Consider the following 17,716-nt stretch of genomic DNA (forward strand, 5'->3'; position numbering starts at 1 on the left):
GTATACGATATGTCAGTCATGATCGATAAGGACACCAAAGTCATCGTCCAGGGCATTACGGGCAAAGCGGCCATGTTCCACACCCAGCAGATGCTCGACTACGGCACAAAGATCGTCGGCGGCGTCACCCCAGGCAAGGCGGGGCAGGACGTCCACGGCGTCCCTGTCTTCAACACCGTCGCCGATGCCGTCAAGGCAACGGGCGCAACGGCATCCGTCATCTACGTCCCCGCACGCTTTGCGGCGGACTCCATCCTTGAGGCAGTTGATGCGGAGCTCGACCTCGTCGTCTGCATCACCGAGCACATTCCCGTGCTCGACATGGTGAAAGTGCGCCGCTATATGCAGGGCAAAAAGACGCGCCTCGTCGGTCCGAACTGCCCCGGCCTCCTCACCGCCCAGCAGTCGAAGCTCGGCATCACCCCGGGCACCGTCAGCAAGCCCGGCCACGTCGGACTCATCTCGCGCTCCGGCACCCTCACCTACGAGGCGGCGTTCCAGCTCACGAACGCGGGCATCGGCCAGACGACCACCGTCGGCATCGGCGGCGACCCCGTCAAGGGCACGGACTTCATCGACGCGCTCCAGCTCTTTAAGGACGACCCCGACACCTACGCCGTCCTCATCATCGGCGAGATCGGCGGCACAGCCGAGGAGGACGCGGCGAAGTGGATCAAGGAGAACATGCCGAACAAGCCTGTCTCCGCCTTTATCGCAGGACGTCAGGCGCCTCCGGGCAAGCGCATGGGCCATGCCGGCGCCATCATCTCCGGCGGCAAGGGCACGGCAGCGGACAAAGTCGCAGCGCTCAACGCGGCAGGCATCCCCGTCGCGGATACCGTCGCCCACATCGGCGAGACCATGGTCAAGCTTCTCAAGGAGAAAGGTCTCTACGACAAGTGCCATACCTGCTAAAAGGCAATAAAAAGTAAAACACGGTCGGATGAAGAAATTTATCTTCGTCCGACCGCATTTTTATGTGTGAAACGCCTGATCAATATCCCGCCCGCCATAGATCACACGGAGCACTGCCACTACTGCACCTTCGGTATCCACGGTGTAGAACACCTCAAATCGGTAAACAATTGTTAAGGAACAATGCGTCACCTTACAGCTCCTCCGCGCGCGCAATCCGCTGCAGGAAAGTCTGCGCGAGTTCTTTCGCGCGGTAAAACACCTCCACAGGCAGAACGAGCAGCACGTAGTCATCCGTACCAATGTCCATCCCCGCGAGCAGCGTATCCGTCCACTGCGCATTAATTTCTTTGCTCCACGCCGGGACGCCGTATTCCGCGCTGAGCGCCGCAGGAAGGGCGATCGTCCGTCCCGCTGTCAGCTCATACAGCGCGGCGAAAAATTCCTCCTTCGCAGTTTTTGTGTCCAGCATGACGGCCCGCCCGCAGGAGACCAGTTCCTCCGCAAGCTCATACCATGCGTCATTCCATGCATCGCTCTCCTCGGTACACTTCGGCGGCTTCACCCGTCGGCAGAATGCCTGCGCATCATCGCCGAGCAGCAGCTCTGCCACTGCCGTGAACGCTTCCTTTTTCTCCGCACTGCCCGTCTCGTGCATGTCCACATACGCGTCGGCGGGCGGAAGTACCGCATGCTTCACGAAAGACCGCATCATCACAGCGGCATCATCACTGCTGAGATCGGTGATCCCATACGTTTTTCCATCCATCACGAGCAGCAGATTCACCCGACCGCGCTGCCGCCCGTGCATTGCCTTCATACACGTACAGCCCTGTATCGCGTGCGGCGGATACAGCTCCACGTACATATTGACACCGTCCCGCATCGCCCCAAGCTGCTTTTCGATGGCGACAATGTGAAATCCAGTCCTATTGTATATGCTGCTTTTCAGCCGCCATGTCTCGTAGGTATGAAAGACTTTTTCCTGCATCCAATCATAAAGACTCATAGCGTATCTCCTTATTCCATACACACACCTGCTGAATACTCTATCATATTCACCGCATCGGCTCAATTCGCCGCTTGCTGTTTTTTGATAAAAAATATCATCTTCGTTGTGTTTCTGCTTGATCTGCGTTATAATACGATAAAGCAGAAGTTTCTGCTTGTGCAGCAAAACAAACAAGGAGGAATCTGTTATGAACCAGCAGCAGCTCACCCGCATGGAGCACGACAAGGGCTTTGTCGCCGCACTCGATCAGAGCGGCGGCTCGACGCCGAAGGCATTGAAAGCATACGGCATCGACGAGAGCGCCTACCACGGTGACGAGGAGATGTTTACGCGCGTTCACGAGATGCGCACGCGCATCATCAAGAGCCCCGCATTCGACAAGAGCAAAATTCTTGCCGCCATCCTCTTTGAGAACACAATGGACCGCAAGATCGACGGGCTCTACACCGCCGACTATCTCTGGGAGAAAAAGGGCATCATCCCCATCCTGAAGGTCGACAAGGGGCTTGCGCCCGAGGCGGACGGCGTCCAACTCATGAAGCCCATCCCTGACCTCAGCACACTCCTTGACCGCGCGAACGCACGCCACATTTTCGGTACGAAGATGCGCTCTGTCATCAAGGAGGCAAACCCTGACGGCATCCGTGCCATCATCGACCAACAGTTTGCGTTTGGCAAGGAGATCATCGCAAAGGGCCTCGTCCCCATCCTCGAGCCAGAGGTCGACATCCACTGCCCCGACAAGGCGATGGCAGAGGAGATCATGTGCGGCGTCATCAAGGAGAACCTCGCCAAGCTCCCTGCCGATGCAAAACTCATGTTCAAGTTCACCATCCCCAGTGTCGATAATCTCTACGCCGAGATTATGAAGAACCCGCATGTCGTTCGCGTCGTCGCCCTCAGCGGAGGCTACTCCCAGAGCGATGCGAACGAGAAACTCGCACGCAACCACGGCCTCATCGCCAGCTTCTCCCGCGCCCTCGCGCAGGACTTGCGTGCCAGCCAAAGCGACGCGGAGTTTGACGCCGTGCTGGAAAAGGCCGTCGACAGCATCTACAAGGCGTCCATTACCTGACCCTCACAGCCCATCCCCTCATAGGCAGAGCAACGGGCTGCTGCACGAAGTTCCCAGCTTCGTACAGCAGCCCGTTATTTATATGCGTGTGTAACTCTCTTACAATGCCCAGTTCACCTGCAGACCGCCTGTGATGCCGCGGCGTTTGCCCGTCATGCCCATGAGGTTGAGTCCATAGCTGACGTTGCTGCCCGGGCGGGCGAAGCGGTAGCCGAGTTCGAGGATGCCCGTGCCGCCCTTCAGCGTCGGTGTCGGAGTGCTGTACCCTGCATAGGAGGCACGCGCATCTCCATCAAACTCGTACTCGTAGGCGAGTCCCGTATAGAATGATCCGCCTGTGCCATTCTGCTTCGTATAACGTGCACCGACGCGCAGGCGCTGGGAGTCTACGTCATCAAAGTCGTAGAGATCACCTGAGGTCAGCCGCTCACTGCCTCCGTTCTGGTGCGTGTAGAAGTACTTCGCATAGGTCTCGATGGTCCCGTTTCCGAGTTTCTTCTCCTGCCCGATGCCGATGTGCGCGGCGTAGTAGGTGCTGCTCATATCGTAGCCCGCATGACGGCCTGCGATGTCTCCCGTGTAGTCGCTCTTCGCGCGGCCGACACGCACGCTGCCCTCAATATAGGAGCCGTTCTCTGCGGCTGACTTCGCCATAACGCCCGCGCCGATGTAGCTCGCCGTACCGTCGCCGTGCGTGCCGTCATCCAGATAGGAGTCGTAATTTCCGTGTCCGTACTCGACAAAGGGACCGTACGTGAGCGTGTTGCGCTCCGATGCCTTCTGCCGGGCAAAGCCGAGATTGAGGTTCCAGCCCTTCGCGTCGACATGGGAACCGGTATTGAGGCGGACGGCAGAGCCGCTTTGTGCCGCCCAGAGATGATAGGTCTGGTCATTTGCCGTCCTCTGTGCACCCGCTCCTGTCCCCGCGTCGGCGGCGTTCACAGCGGCGTTCATGCCGCCGCCCGCGAGAAGATCTGCACCGCTGTTAATGAGTGCGGCAGAGGCGGCACGAGTCTCAACAAGCGATTTTGTCTGCGGGTTGAGGTCGGTGTCGCTGACGGTGGCGATGAGTTCGTTGTCCCCCTGTCTTGCAAGGTTAAAGCGATATCTCATGCTGACGCCCTGCATACCCGTCGTCTCATTCTTGAGTTCCGCGTCCGTAGTGAGTGTCTTGCCGTCCGCAATCTTCAGGAGGCTGATGGTGTCGCCCTTCGCGAGAACGCTGTGGTCACCCGCGATGCCGATACCGACTTTCACTCCATGGATATCTTTGTCGGCATTCGCTGTCAGGGTGAGCATCGGGGTGGTATCCGCCGCTGTACGCTCCTCAGGAACATAGAAATGCAGGTTCTGTACACCTGCGAAGTCGGCAATCTTCGTCCCTGCCGCGTGGATGGCGAGGGTGTTATCCTTGCCGTCCGGGTTCGCCTTCATACCAAGCGGAGAAGCGGTATCCTTGATGGCACCGCCGAGGACAATGCCGTCGATCTCCGTGCCGCGCAGATGAATCGTATTGTGGTCAGTGACAGCAGCAGCATAGCCGCCCACGACGGCCTTGTTTGCGATGCCGTTCTGGATGTGCACCGCACCGATGTCGACAATGTTCTCGCTTGCTGCACCGGTGCGGGATTGTCCGCCGTAGATGTTGTCCGTGACCGTGCCGCCCGTGATGGTAACGATGTTCTTTATCGCATCGCCTGTCGTCGCATCACCGCCATAGACTACATGCGCCGTGCCGTCTTTCAGCTCGACACGGTTGCTCTCTGCACTCGCGCCGTAGCCGCCCGTCAGTGTATCCACCGGCGCAGCCGCACCGTCCATGAGGACGCCGTTTCCTTTGACGGCACTCGTCCCATCCGATCTGCCGCCATAAACGAGGCCGCCGATGCTGCCGCCCGCGACGGTGACGGTGTTTCCCGTGACTTCTGCCGCACTCGTCGTGCTGTCCGCATAGCCGCCGATGAGGTCGTGGAGCACCGTCCCCTGTGAAAAGGTCAGTTTATTCCCTGTGACCGCGCCCGCGCCCTTCGTGTAGCCGCCATAGGCGTTATTGATCTTGCCCGCCGTTGGTGCCGTGACGTTCACGGTGAGTTCGTTGTTTTCTGCACCGCCTGCCGTTCCGCCCGCATAGCCGCCATAGGCATTGATGTTCGAACCGTTTGCGATTTTCGTCACGGAGAGGGTGTTGCCCGTCGCCGTGTGTCCGATCGTCGTTCCCCCATCGTCACGGTGGTCGGAGGCAGAGTAGCCGCCGTAGAGATCGCTGTCGGCATCCTGATCCGTTGTGACATGGCTGTCCCTGTAACGGTTGACATCGAGGAGGAGCGCCGCGGTGTCCGCCGCATTGCCCGCGGTATGAAGGAGGGTCTCGTAGGTGCCGTCTGCCTTTGCCGTCGCAGCGTAGCCGTCAAAATGGAGGTCTGCTGCACCGTCGCCGGTTTTCAGCAGAGTAATGGTATTCTTTCCCTGAATTCCTGTACTCAATGCTGTGAGTGCCGACGTATCGGCCGTGACATTCGACCACTTGACCTTGACATCATCGGACGTGCCCGAGATGCCGCCAAAGCCGCCCGCCGCGGACAGCGTGAGCATGGCGTCACCGTTCTGGACGGCATCGGTCGGTGTGAAGGTGTATTTTTCAAAGTTGCGCACCTTCTTGACTTCGAGATTCTTTGCCGCTACGTTCAGCGTATTGCCCGCAATCTGTGCATCGCTGCTGCCAAGAACGGATGCCTGATTGCTCGCGTTGACGTAGCTCGTGCCCCAGACCTCTGCCCCCGTGAGCGTGCCGCCTCCGAGTGTGACGGTATTGCCGTTCGAGCTGCTCGTCAGTTCGTGCGTATACCCGCCGACGATCTGTCCCGTGACCGTACCGCCCTTGATGGTGACGAAATTATTTGCGATATTGCCGGTTCCGCCAGCCCCGCCGGCGCCGATGACGTTCGCGACGGTACCGCCCTCGACCGTGACCTCATTGCCCGTCGCCGAGGCATTCGCCCCCGAAACGTATCCGCCCATCGCGTTCGTGACCGTGCCGCCCTTGATGAGGACATGGTTCTTTTCCGCAACGCCGCCCGCCTTTGCCGTTGCACCGCCAACGGCATCCGCAATCGTTCCGCTGCCCGTGCCCTCGACGACGATCCGATTGTCCCGAACATCCGACGCGGCCTCTGCCTTGCCGCCATAGGCGGCATTCAGTCCCGTCGTCGCAGTGCTCGCAATGGTGAGGGTATTTCCCTCCGCCGTGTGACCGTCCCTGCGTGAGACGCCGCCCGCAACTTCACCGTTCGTCACGGGGTTCGTGCCGTCATACGTCCAGCTGCTCTTACGGAAACGGCTGGTGCTGAGCTTGACCGTGGTTGCAGAATGCACCGATCCTGCCCCCTTGTCCGTATCGGTACGCAGGATTGCCTCATAGTCGGCGTTCGGGTCATTGACAAGGTCGCGCACATCGTAGTTCTTGAACTTGAGCGCGTTCGCCGTATCTGCCTTAATGAGTGTAACCTCACCGTTCGGATTGCCCGTCTGTCCCCTCGTATCCACGCTGACGTTGTTCCAGTCGATTTCTCTGCCAAAGCCGCCGTTTTTGAGCGTCAGCATGGTGTCGCCGCCGCCGATATTGCCCTTCAGCTTGAAATTGTATTTGTCAAAATTGTCGACGCTCTTAACGGTAATGTCCTTGCCGTGCACGTTCAGCACGTTATTGTTGACGGCACTGTCCGTGCTGTTGTCGCCGTGTACCTGCGCATTCGTGAGGTCAGCCGCATACGTGCCGTCCTCCGCGCCGAGGTTCACAACATTGTCCGTTGTCCCGCTGCCGGGGCCCTCTGTCGTCTTGCCGCCGTAGACGTTCGCCGCCTGCATCGTCGTGCCGATGGTGCCGCCCGTGATGGTGACGATGTTGCCGTCCGCACGGTAGCCGACGCCGCCCGCGATCTCCTTCGTGACTGCGCCGCCCGTGACGGCAACGGTATTTTTCTCCGCGCGGCCGTTGCCGCCGACAAGATTATTGCTCGAGTCAGTCATGTAGGTTGCGCCGCCGTAGACACTCTCCGCCGTGCCGGCCGTCATGGTGACGCCATTTCCCTCGACCGCTGCCTCATTCTCAGCGAGTGCACCGCGCAGGATCTCTGCCGTGCTGGCCGCGCCGCCAAAATCGACGGTATTTCCGCTCAGCTTTCCCTTGCCGTTGCTGTCTGCACCGGCAAGCTCTGCCGCCGTACCATTGGTGAAGACGACCTTATTTCCTGTCATCTCCACTGTACTGGCCGTGTTGTCAAGATAGCCGCCCGCGACATACCCCGTCGATGTGCCGCCGTCGAACTGCACCTTGTTGTTCGTAACCGCGCCCTTGCCAAAGGTATATCCGCCATAGAGCAGATGCGTCGTGCCGTTCTTCATGTTGGCGGTGTTGTGATCGACTGCACCCGTGTTATCCTCGACACTCGCCATGCCGCCGTAGACCTCCTCCACGAGATCTGCGGCATTTGCCATATCGATGGTGACCGTGTTCGCCGTGACATCGCCCGTCGTGCCCTCGTTCCTGCCGCCGTAGGCATACTTCGGATCGTCCGCACCATGTACGCCCTTCACCGTCAGCACGTTGTCCGTCGTCGTATGTCCGTCGTAGGAAATACCGCCATAGACAGCGCCGCTATCGGACGCCGATGTGCCGTCATAGGTGACGCGCCCGCCCTTAAAGCGGTTGACGACCCACACGACGGATTTTGCCGTGGCTTCATCCGTATCCGTCACCAACGCGCTCTCATGGGTATCCGTCGCGGCATAGTTCCGCGCCGCATAGTTTGTGAAATGCAGGTCGTCCGGTCCAACGCTCTTCAGGAGAGTCACGCGGTGCACGCCCTGTACATTCGCGATGTAGTCCGCCGAAATCCCCGAACGATCGACGCTGATCTTCGACCAGTCGACGCCCGTGCCGCTGAATGCGCCCGAATTCGTCACGGAGAGCATTGTATCGCCGTCTGCGAAGGCATGATTCAGTTTGAAATTGTATGTGTCAAAATTATCGACCGACCGTACGTGCGCGTCCTTCACGTTGACGTTCAGCGTATTGCCCGTGATGTCATAGGTGCCAAAGGGGGAGCTGTTGTTGCCGTGCAGCATCGCCCAGCGGAGATCCGTCCCCGCCTTCAGTGTCGTGCTCGTCCCGTCGCCGATGTTGACGACGTTACCCACCGCCTTGTTGGAGTTGCCGGTATGTCCGCCGTAGACATTGCCGTTGCCGTTGCCCGTGCCGACCGTGCCGCCCGTAATGGTGATTGTATTGTTCGATGCCGCTCCCTTGCCATAGGCGTTTATCGTGTTTACAGCTCCGCCGTAGACGTTCCTCATCACGCCGCCATTGATGTTGATGGTATTGTGCGAAGCATTGCCGTTGTATGCTGCGCGCCCGCCATAGACACTCGCGAGACCGTCCTCACCTGTGGTCGTTCCGTTGATGGTGACAGTGTTGTACTCCGCATTCGCGCCGTCTGCTCCGCTTCTTCCCTTTGCATAGCCGCCGTAGACGTCCGCATCGCTGGTGCCGCTGTTCACCGTGACCGTGTTCCGGTTCGCCGAACCCGTCCCCTTCGTATTGCCGCCGTAGATCTCGCCGAACGCGCCGCCCTTTACAGTGACGCTGTTGCCCGTGACATCGGCGGTACTGTCCGCATTATCGATCTGACCGCCGTAGAGATCGCCCGCCGTTCCGTTTTCAAAGACGACGCGGTTGCCCGCCCCCTCCTCAGCGCCGCCGACGGCTCCCGTGCCCACGGTATAGCCGCCCGCCACGGGGCTGTTGATCGTGCCACTCGTGACCGTAACGCTGTTGCCGCGCAGAGTCGCCGCGCTGTTTGTGTCATCTGTTGCCGCGCCGTAGACAGCCCTGCTCGTGGAGGCATTCGCAAAGGAGACTGTGTTGTTTTTTAGAACGCCATTTCCGCTCGTGCGCGCACCGTAAACGATGCCGCCGTCATAGCTTCCAATCGTGCCGCCTGTGATGGCGACCGTGTTCTCTGCGAGCGTGCCCGTGCCCGCAGCCACGCCTGCCCAGCCGCCGATGATATCGTCCTTTATCGTGCCGTCTGCGACCGTGACGCTGTTGCCGCGCACATCCTTGTCCGTCGCACCCGTGTAGCCGCCGACGAGGGCATCCGCACTCGTCCCATGGTTGAAGATGACTTTGTTCCCTGTGACCGCGCCCGTGCCGCTGACACCACCGTAAATCATGCTCCAGCCGCCGCCGTTGCTGGTCCGCAGCCCATGAATCGTGATGGTATTATTGCTGACATCCTCGGCTGCGTTTTTCCTTCCGCCGCCCGAGAAGATGCCGTTATTGCTGAACGGGCGGTTCGCAGGGCCGCCCTCCGTTCCGAGCACGATATTGTTGTCGCTCATGAATCCGGTCTTATCCGTGCCCTCAAGACCACTGACGCTTGCCGCAGTCTCCGTGTAGTCATGCGTCTCCGCCGCATACGCCGTTCCGCCGTGAAACAGTGCCGTGCCGCCCGCCGACAGTCCGAGCGCTACATACATCGCCATACGGCGGCGCGCCTTCATTCCCTCAATCATCGAAGCCTCCTGTTCAGCCCGTCGGCTGCCGTCCCCTCATCAACAATCCGTTGTTGATGGCTATAGAAAATGAGAACTATTATATGCAGTGATGATATAAGATTATTTTCACCATGTCAACATCGTTTCTAATGTTCGTTTTTATTCTTTAATATTAATACGCTTGGATTGCTGTCGCATCATCAAAAAATCAGCCCCCGCCGTATCCATTACAGGACGCTGAACATCCACGTAGGGAACAGAATCCGCAAATCCAAGCTCCGCGGCATCCTTTGCATTCAGCCACGTTTCGGCATCCATCCGCCGTGAAATTTTCGCACGAGCTCATCAAAGCCGACGTCCTGAATATGCAGCATATCCGCTCCCATGTCATCGTGCTTCTCTCTATAAGCGGCAAGCTCCTGTAATTCAACAGCCAAACCATTTGAAGGAATATGTTAAGCTGATTGGAATGTTTGATGCTGTGATACAAGAATTCGCTGTTGTAGAGTATCCTTGTATGTTTAGTCCCCCTTCCATACAGAAAAACTCATGGACATTTGAGTTTATCCAGTGATTTTGACTGGGAATCATTTCCCTGATATAGCAGAGATTTGACTGTCCTCACTCTATTCGCAAGCGTTCTTTTACTTTACATCGTAAACCAAGTAAGCTGTACTTTGCCAAAAGGAGAATATTATCGATGGGTTAAGGCAAGGGCAAAGCCTTGCACAAAAGGGGGCTGCTGCACGTTTGTTGGTGCAGCAGCCCCCTTTTTCTACGCCTCCACAACCCCCATGAACTTGTCAAAGAACACCTTCAGCTTCTCAATGACGCTGCGCTTCTTCTCTGCCCGCCCGCCGCCAAAGCGGCGTACAGGCGGGAGGATCGCATCGATGGCGGTGCCGGTGGTCTTGAGCCGGCCGTCGCGGAACGTGCTCGCGACGAACCGCTCCGTCTCATCGGGTTTTAGGTTCTCCTCCGCGACTATGGAGGCGAGTTCCTTTTCCTTCTCCTCCGTGACGTATTTGCGCCAGTCCTCCATCACCCGAGTATCCGTATTGACGGTCGCAATGAACCCATCGATCAGTTCCTTCTTGCTCCTGAGCTCGGGGCTCGATCCGACGGCGCGGTCAATCGCGCCGATGATACTCTTATCCGCGCCGTTCGTCGCGTGGTACTTCTCCACGAGCATGAGGATGCAGTCGATGTTAATGTCCACCTGCCGGATGAGCTCCAGCTCGAACACGACATCGTCGTTGATGTTCTCCTTCTCGGCATTCCCCTGCCCCGTCAATATATGGTGTATATCAAGATAGGCACTCTGGTAGTCCTGCAGATCGCGCGGTGGCAGGAGCGGATCATCCTCCGCAAAGTCATCAAACGCCATGAGGATATTCCGCAGGCGCAGGATACTGCCAAAAACGCGCACAAAATCCTTCTGCGCCGCCTCGCCTAAGACCTGCTCTCCAACAGTGAACTTCGCACGCAGCTCTGCAATCAGCTCCGCATACCCCTTGTGGTGCTGCCCCTTTTCATCATCATACCCGTCATAGTAGTCGCGGAAGCCGCGCAGAAGAACGACACTTTCGGCATTCTCATCGCCAAAGAGCGAGATCGCATCATCCGTCGCCTTTGCCAGATTGCGGAATGCGACAATATTGCCAAACGTCTTGACCGAGTTCAGAATCCGATTCGTGCGCGAAAATGCCTGAATCAGCCCGTGGTATTTCAGATTCTTATCCACCCAGAGCGTATTGAGCGTCGTCGCGTCAAAGCCCGTGAGGAACATATTCACCACGATGAGGAGATCGATCTCACGCTTCTTCATCCGCTGCGAGAGATCCTTATAGTAGTTCTGGAACGAATCCCCGTCCGTCGAGAAATTCGTGTGAAAGTGCGCGTTGTAGTCCGCAATCGCATGTTCAAGAAAGTCGCGGCTCGTTGGGGTGAGGCTCGCCGTATCAAAATCCTCATCGGGCAGCGCATCCTCGGGATCGTCCTCGTTCGCCGCATAGCTGAAAATGGTCGCCATCGTGAGGTCGCGCCCCGCCGCGCTCAGCTGACGACGAAACTCCTCATAGTACGCCATGCAGGCGGGAATCGACGCGACGGCAAACATCGAGTTAAAGCCGAGCACACGCTGCCCCTTCAGCGAATACGCCTTGCTCCGCATCGTCTTCTGATCGAAATGCGCGAGGATATACTTCGTCACCTCACGGATGCGCTCGGGTGCAGCAAGTGCCTTTTCCCGATCAATCGCGCGCACCTCCTTGTCATCGACCGCCTCCTTGCTCTTGATCGTATTGATGTAGTCGATGCGGAACGGCAGGACATTCCCGTCATTGATCGCATTCACAATCGTATAGGTGTGCAGCTTGTCCCCGAAGAGCTGCGGCGTCGTCCGCGCCGAGGGACGCCCCGCACCTGCCGCATTCGGCGCAAAGATCGGCGTCCCCGTAAAGCCGAAGACGTGATACTTCTTGAACGCCTTTGTGATTGCCGTGTGCATCTCCCCGAACTGCGAGCGGTGGCACTCATCGAAAATCAACACCACATGTTTTCCATAGATCGGGTGCGTCCTGTTCTGCCGGATAAAATTCGACAGCTTCTGGATCGTCGTCACTACAATGCGTGCGCCATCGTCCGCCAGCTGGCGCGCGAGCACCGCCGTCGACGTATTGCCGTTCGCCGCGCCCTTCTCGAAGCGGTCGTACTCCTTCATCGTCTGGTAGTCGAGATCCTTGCGGTCGACCACGAAGAGCACCTTCTCGATCTCAGGCATCGCCGCAGCGAGCTGCGCTGTCTTGAACGAGGTCAGCGTCTTGCCCGAGCCCGTCGTGTGCCAGATATAGCCGCCGCCCTCGATGCGCCCCCACGTCTTGTAGTTCGACGAAATCTTGATCCGGGCGAGAATCCGCTCCGTCGCCGCGATCTGATACGGGCGCATGATCATCAGCACTTCTTCCGTCGTGAAAATGCAGTAGCGCGTCAGGAGCGCGAGCAGCGTGTGGCGTGCGAGGAACGTCCGCCCGAAATCCATCAGATCGGTGATGAGACGGTTGCCCGCATCCGCCCAGTAGGACGTAAACTCAAAGCTGTTGCTCGTCTTTTTGCTCGCCTTGCGCCCCGCCGCATCCATCTCACGGATATGGCTCTCGCGCGTCGTATTGGAATAGTACTTCGTATTCGTCCCGTTCGAGATCACAAAAATCTGGACGTATTCATAGAGCCCTGTGCCCGCCCAGAACGAATCCCGCTGATAGCGTTTGATCTGGTTGAACGCCTGACGGATCTCCACGCCGCGCCGTTTCAGCTCCAGATGCACGAGCGGCAGCCCGTTCACGAGGATCGTCACGTCATAGCGATTCGTGTGTGCCGCCGCATGCTCCCCCGCGTCCGCACCGCCCTCCACCGCATACTGATTGATCACCTGCAGTCGGTTGTTGTGGATATGTTCCTTGTCAATCAGACGTATATTTTTCGTCGTGCCATCGTCACGTTTTAGATTCTGAATATAGTCCGTCTGGATGCGGCGCGTCTTCTCCACAATTCCGTCACTCGCGGGTGCGATCGATGTCTTGAAAAAGCGTTCCCACTCCGCATCAGTGAAATCATAGTCGTTCAGTACCGAGAGCTGCGTGCGGAGATTGGCGATCAGCTCCGCCTCATCGTGAATGGGGAGATGCGCATAGCCCTCCTCCTCCAGCAGACGGATGAGTGCCCGCTCCAGTGCCGCCTCCGACTGGTACGAGCCGTACGGCGCACGCTCCTCCCGTACATACTGTGCGAGCACCGTACTCTCCTCCGCGCTCGCGATGAGATTGTAGTACATGATGACCCTCGTTTCGTTGAAATTCAGTCTGTATTATTCCTCGATCGTTCCTATGCTATTCCTCATTATTCGCTGTCTCGGAACATTTGTCCTTCTTGCTCTCTGCGTTGCGCACATAAAAAGAGAGCCGGATCGCTCCGACTCTCTCAAGTATGCGTCCGCAAACACATACCCCAATTCGTACGACTATTATACTACCGCGTTCGCAAATATGCAAGTTAAATATATTGATACAGTGTCGCCATCCGCGCAGATAAGTCATGATGAATCACGATGGAGGCAACGGAAGGGCTTACGGCTTTCACGTAATCCGTCGTTATCTTCTCGAAGGCTCGGAGAAATGCTTTTATCTCCATCTTTGGCTCATGTAGGCATTTCAGATAATAGCACACGAGGATAACATAATCACCTATCGTTTTGAAATTCACATAGGGCAGACCGATCTCCAGTTTCAGACACTGTCGCACCGTTCGATTGGGGTCAACGCTCCGAAAGCGCGTATCAAAGACGACCGCGTTGTGTGCAATCGCATTCCTCAGATCCTTCAGCATGTATATGTACTTGTAGATAAGCTGACGATCCGTATCACAAGCCAGATTAAATCCGATCCTGCGCGAAATATCATCACGCACATCGTACGCCAAACACGACAAAAGGAATCCAAAGTCACCCATGGTCAGGATCTCAAAAAGAGCCCAGACGGGAACCTCGGCATAGCTGGGGTTGTCATAAAAGTGCGTGATCTTTGGATTGCCGCGACGATACTCCTTAGCAAGACTCGCCTGAATCGAATTCTGCAAATTTAGTTTCGCCTGCTGCAGTCGACGCCTCTTTTCCTCATTCGCATCCATCGGTGCATTATGATAGCTGCTGACCACTCTGTCACACATCGCTTGGATGCTCTCCGACCTTGCGTGCGTCAGAATCGCCTCGATGGCAATATTCTTGACCGCTGTTTCAATAAACATTACCTTTCCATACATCAAAGCCTTTAGCGCCGAATCATATCGAATCGTTGCATAAACCTCGCTGTATGACGTGAACGGCAGACGATTTCCTGCATGACGAAAAAAACGATATCCTTTATAGCCATGAAAATATCCCGTGTTAATAAGTTGTCGCTTTTGCGTACCGCCTGAAATCGCTATTCCATTCTCTCTAAGATGACGCATCAAACCATCCGTGGTTTTATAGTTCATAAAGAACCTCCTGCTATATGACGTGTCTCTATTATAGCAAATAGATGTTCTTATAACAAGGTCTATCGAGCTCCTCTTGCTGATGTCCCCTTCCGTGGGAAGGTGAGGAGCTTTTCGCGATAGTATTCGTACTGCTTTTTGCGGGCGGCGATCTCGGCGGGCAGCCCCTGCGTGAGGTCATGGCAGAGCTCATCGAACCGGTCGAGGATGGAGACGATTTTTGCCTGCGTTTCGAGCGGTGGGATGGGGATAATTAGCTTTTTTAATTGTCCCGCCGTGATCAGAGGTTGCCCCGCACCGTGTGCAAGACGGCTCAAGTTCATATAGCCTAAATAATAAAAAATATACTTCATATTGATAGTGCTTAATACATCGACAATGAGTGTATTATCAGACACGTCATATCTTCCATCTGCAATTTGCACATAACCAACCGACCCCACTCGCGCTACAAGAATTTGAGCATGCTCGTATACAAAATTAGTACAATATCCGATGATGCCTGTTGAGCCATATACGGGGTATTCTCCGTCTACAACTCTTATCTTATTTTTCCCAGATGAGATAGATTTCGTAGTCTCACCCAGCGTTTTCCACTCAACCTCTGCATCGTCTCGCGAAAAGTTCAAAAGACTGTCACGATAGAAAGAATACTGCTTTTTTCGCAACGTTAGCTCCGCTGTTAGCTCCGCTGTTAGCTCCGTAAAATTGTCCAACATTTTCACAATTTCATTTTGGATGGGGAGCGGCGGGACAGGAATGACGATTTCCTTAATGGCAGGAACACTCGAATGAACAACCTTACTCTTGACGCGCCCCTTGCTTTTTTGCCGCTGTGCCATGTCGGTAGACAATACATAGGAAAGATATTTGGGATTCTGCTCATGCTGTAAGACGACAATATCGCCACCTGCCACACATTTATCATGTCCAATGTACGCCGTCGATTTTGCAATCTCCTCGACACTCTCCCCCGTGATGGCAAATAAGATATCACCATGCCCAAAATATTTAGGATTTGTGAGAAACGTTTCGTCGGTATGCGAAACACAGGAGTCAAACCAGATGCCATAGGTCGTATAAATTTCACCGTATCGAACGCATGGGATTCCCATTGCGGTCAGTTCATCCCGTTTGATTCCTGCACCACGAAATACATTAGTCGCAATCTCCCCCAATTTTTTATACTCCACCCCATCGGGACACAGTTCCTTTATCATCTCACGCAGCCGACTCATAGCGCGATGCCCTCCTCTCCCTCGATCTCGGCGATGATCTTCTCAATCTCGTCACGCAGAACAGTCTCGCGTGCGACGAGGGTGCGAATCTCGGCGTTCAACTGCACGATATCTATGATCTCGCGTGTATCCTCCGGCTCGACATAGGTGCTGACGGAGAAGTTATAGTCCTCGGCAGCGATCTCCGCCCCCTTTGCGACGCACACGGTATGCTCCACATCTACCCGATCCGTATAGAGCTTTAGGATGTTCTCAATGTTTTCCTGTGAGAGTTTGTTGCTGTTTGTGACCTTGACACATTCCTTCGATGCGTCAATAAAGACCGTCGTGGTATCTGGTTTGGATTTCTTGAGCACCATAATGCAGGTCGCAATCGTTGTGCCAAAGAATAGGTTATCCGGCAGCTGAATCACGGCATCGACGTAGTTGCTGTCCACGAGGTACTGACGGATTTTCTTCTCTGCGCCGCTGCGGTACATGATGCCCGGGAAACAGACAATCGCTGCCGTGCCGCTCGCCGCGAGCCACGCTAGGGAGTGCAGGATAAAGGCGAAGTCCGACTTGCTCGTCGGGGCGAGGACGCCCGCAGGTGCATAGCGCGGGTCATTGATGAGCAGAGGGTTGTCTTTCCCCGCCCATTTCTTGGAGTACGGCGGGTTGGAGACGATCGCCTCGAACGGCTCATCGTCCCAGTGGTGGGGGTTGATGAGTGTGTCCCCATGCGCAATGTCGAAGTCGTCGAAGTTGATGTCGTGCAGGAACATGTTGATGCGGCAGAGGTTGTACGCTGTGATGTTCTCGTCCTGCCCGTAGAATCCGTTGCGGACGTTCTCCCTGCCGATGACCTTGGCGAATTTCAGCAGGAGTGAGCCGCTGCCGCAGGCGGGGTCATAGACTTTGTTCACCTGCGTTTTCCCAATGACGGTGAGGCGCGTGAGGAGCTCGGAGACCTCCTGCGGGGTGTAGTACTCGCCGCCGCTCTTGCCCGCGTTCGAGGCGTACATCCGCATGAGGTATTCGTACGCGTCGCCGAATGCGTCGATGGTGTTGTCCTGATAGTGTCCGAGGCGCATCGCGCCGACGCCGCTGAGGAGTTTTGTCAGCTTGGCGTTGCGCTCCTTGACGGTCGCGCCGAGCTTGCTGCTGTTCACGTCGAATTCGTCAAAGAGTCCCGTGAGGTCGTCCTGACTGGGCGTGCCCGTCGCCGAGCTCTCGATGTGACGAAAGACCTGCTCGAGTGTCTCGTTGAGGCTCTCGTTGGTCTCCGCCCGTGCGAGGACGTTCTGAAAGAGCTCGCTCGGCGGGATGAAGAAGCCGAGGATCTGGACGATGTTGTCCTTCTCCGCCATTGCCTCATCATCGGGCAGGGCGGCATAGTCAAAAGCTGTGTCCCCCGCCTCGCGCTCCTCTGCGTTGAGGTAGTCGGTCAGTTTCTCTGAGATATAGCGGTAGAAGAGCGTGCCGAGGACGTACTGTTTGAAGTCCCAGCCGTCCACACTGCCGCGCAGGTCGTTCGCGATCTGCCAGATGGCGCGGTGCAGCTCCGCCCGCTCTACTTCTTTCTTGTTGTCCATGGTCTTTCCTCCATTCTTCGTATCGTTTATCATTCGTCACGGCGAAAGCGTTGTCCTGCTTTTCATAAATTTCCAGACATTCCTGCCTCTTCTGTCTATGCATCAGATTCTAATCTTCCTTTTTTCGATCATATTTAAAATTATTCCCATATAAGCTAGCGTGCAAACCTGATCTCCCCCTTGCCGGGATTGACGGTATACATGCCGTTAAAGCCGTCGATGGTTTCTCTCTCAAGCCTCACCACCGAGCCATTTCGAGCCAAAATGAATAACGAGCTCCGTCCGTTTGTCTTTGCCCCTGCCATGATGTCTCTTC

The 17,716-nt window shown here is 56.3% G+C and carries 9 protein-coding genes and 1 pseudogene; 2 read left to right on the top strand and 8 right to left on the bottom strand.

What is annotated here, in order from left to right:
• Positions 1-9: 9 nt before the first annotated feature.
• Positions 10-915: a succinate--CoA ligase subunit alpha gene (sucD, locus tag HMPREF0908_RS06085; protein ID WP_006690571.1), complete on the top strand. Its 906-nt coding sequence runs from the start codon at positions 10-12 to the stop codon at positions 913-915.
• Positions 916-1,108: 193 nt separating this feature from the next.
• Here the strand turns inward: sucD and HMPREF0908_RS06090 are convergent, their stop codons facing one another.
• On the bottom strand, positions 1,109-1,924 hold the full coding sequence (locus tag HMPREF0908_RS06090) for a DUF6630 family protein (RefSeq protein ID WP_245522919.1): 816 nt from the start codon (positions 1,922-1,924) through the stop codon (positions 1,109-1,111).
• 190 nt (positions 1,925-2,114) lie between these two features.
• On the opposite strand from HMPREF0908_RS06090, the gene HMPREF0908_RS06095 reads away from it, so the two are divergent.
• Positions 2,115-3,002, top strand: a complete 888-nt coding sequence (locus HMPREF0908_RS06095; RefSeq protein ID WP_006690574.1) for a fructose bisphosphate aldolase — start codon at positions 2,115-2,117, stop codon at positions 3,000-3,002.
• Positions 3,003-3,101: 99 nt separating this feature from the next.
• On the opposite strand, the gene HMPREF0908_RS10405 is transcribed toward HMPREF0908_RS06095, so the two are convergent.
• From HMPREF0908_RS10405 to HMPREF0908_RS06120, 7 genes and pseudogenes are all read right to left on the bottom strand, one after another.
• Positions 3,102-9,575: an autotransporter outer membrane beta-barrel domain-containing protein gene (locus tag HMPREF0908_RS10405; protein ID WP_006690575.1), complete on the bottom strand. Its 6,474-nt coding sequence runs from the start codon at positions 9,573-9,575 to the stop codon at positions 3,102-3,104.
• Positions 9,576-9,773: 198 nt separating this feature from the next.
• Positions 9,774-9,899, bottom strand: a pseudogene (locus HMPREF0908_RS10650) (head maturation protease, ClpP-related); the annotation flags it as partial.
• A complete protein-coding gene (locus tag HMPREF0908_RS11025; protein ID WP_006690577.1) occupies positions 9,854-9,994 on the bottom strand; it encodes a hypothetical protein in 141 nt (46 codons plus the stop codon). The gene HMPREF0908_RS11025 and the pseudogene HMPREF0908_RS10650, both read right to left, overlap by 46 nt.
• Positions 9,995-10,332: 338 nt before the next feature.
• The gene (locus HMPREF0908_RS06105; protein ID WP_006690579.1) at positions 10,333-13,389 is read right to left on the bottom strand and encodes a type I restriction endonuclease subunit R; all 3,057 of its coding nucleotides are present in this window, start codon (positions 13,387-13,389) and stop codon (positions 10,333-10,335) included.
• A gap of 218 nt (positions 13,390-13,607) precedes the next feature.
• Positions 13,608-14,588, bottom strand: a complete 981-nt coding sequence (locus HMPREF0908_RS06110; protein ID WP_006690580.1) for an Abi family protein — start codon at positions 14,586-14,588, stop codon at positions 13,608-13,610.
• A gap of 62 nt (positions 14,589-14,650) precedes the next feature.
• A complete protein-coding gene (locus HMPREF0908_RS06115) occupies positions 14,651-15,826 on the bottom strand; it encodes a restriction endonuclease subunit S (RefSeq protein WP_006690581.1) in 1,176 nt (391 codons plus the stop codon).
• On the bottom strand, positions 15,823-17,400 hold the full coding sequence (locus tag HMPREF0908_RS06120) for a type I restriction-modification system subunit M (RefSeq protein WP_006690582.1): 1,578 nt from the start codon (positions 17,398-17,400) through the stop codon (positions 15,823-15,825). The genes HMPREF0908_RS06115 and HMPREF0908_RS06120 overlap by 4 nt, the downstream gene beginning before the upstream one ends.
• Positions 17,401-17,716: the final 316 nt, after the last annotated feature.

This window comes from Centipeda flueggei ATCC 43531, assembly GCF_000160695.1.
Lineage (GTDB): Bacteria > Bacillota > Negativicutes > Selenomonadales > Selenomonadaceae > Centipeda > Centipeda flueggei.

Coding starts and splice junctions, on each gene's coding strand:
- sucD (WP_006690571.1), top strand. CDS start 10: ATGTCAGTCATGATCGATAAGGACACCAAAGTCATCGTCCAGGGCATT.
- HMPREF0908_RS06090 (WP_245522919.1), bottom strand. CDS start 1,924: ATGAGTCTTTATGATTGGATGCAGGAAAAAGTCTTTCATACCTACGAG.
- HMPREF0908_RS06095 (WP_006690574.1), top strand. CDS start 2,115: ATGAACCAGCAGCAGCTCACCCGCATGGAGCACGACAAGGGCTTTGTC.
- HMPREF0908_RS10405 (WP_006690575.1), bottom strand. CDS start 9,575: ATGATTGAGGGAATGAAGGCGCGCCGCCGTATGGCGATGTATGTAGCG.
- HMPREF0908_RS06105 (WP_006690579.1), bottom strand. CDS start 13,389: ATGTACTACAATCTCATCGCGAGCGCGGAGGAGAGTACGGTGCTCGCA.
- HMPREF0908_RS06110 (WP_006690580.1), bottom strand. CDS start 14,588: ATGAACTATAAAACCACGGATGGTTTGATGCGTCATCTTAGAGAGAAT.
- HMPREF0908_RS06115 (WP_006690581.1), bottom strand. CDS start 15,826: ATGAGTCGGCTGCGTGAGATGATAAAGGAACTGTGTCCCGATGGGGTG.
- HMPREF0908_RS06120 (WP_006690582.1), bottom strand. CDS start 17,400: ATGGACAACAAGAAAGAAGTAGAGCGGGCGGAGCTGCACCGCGCCATC.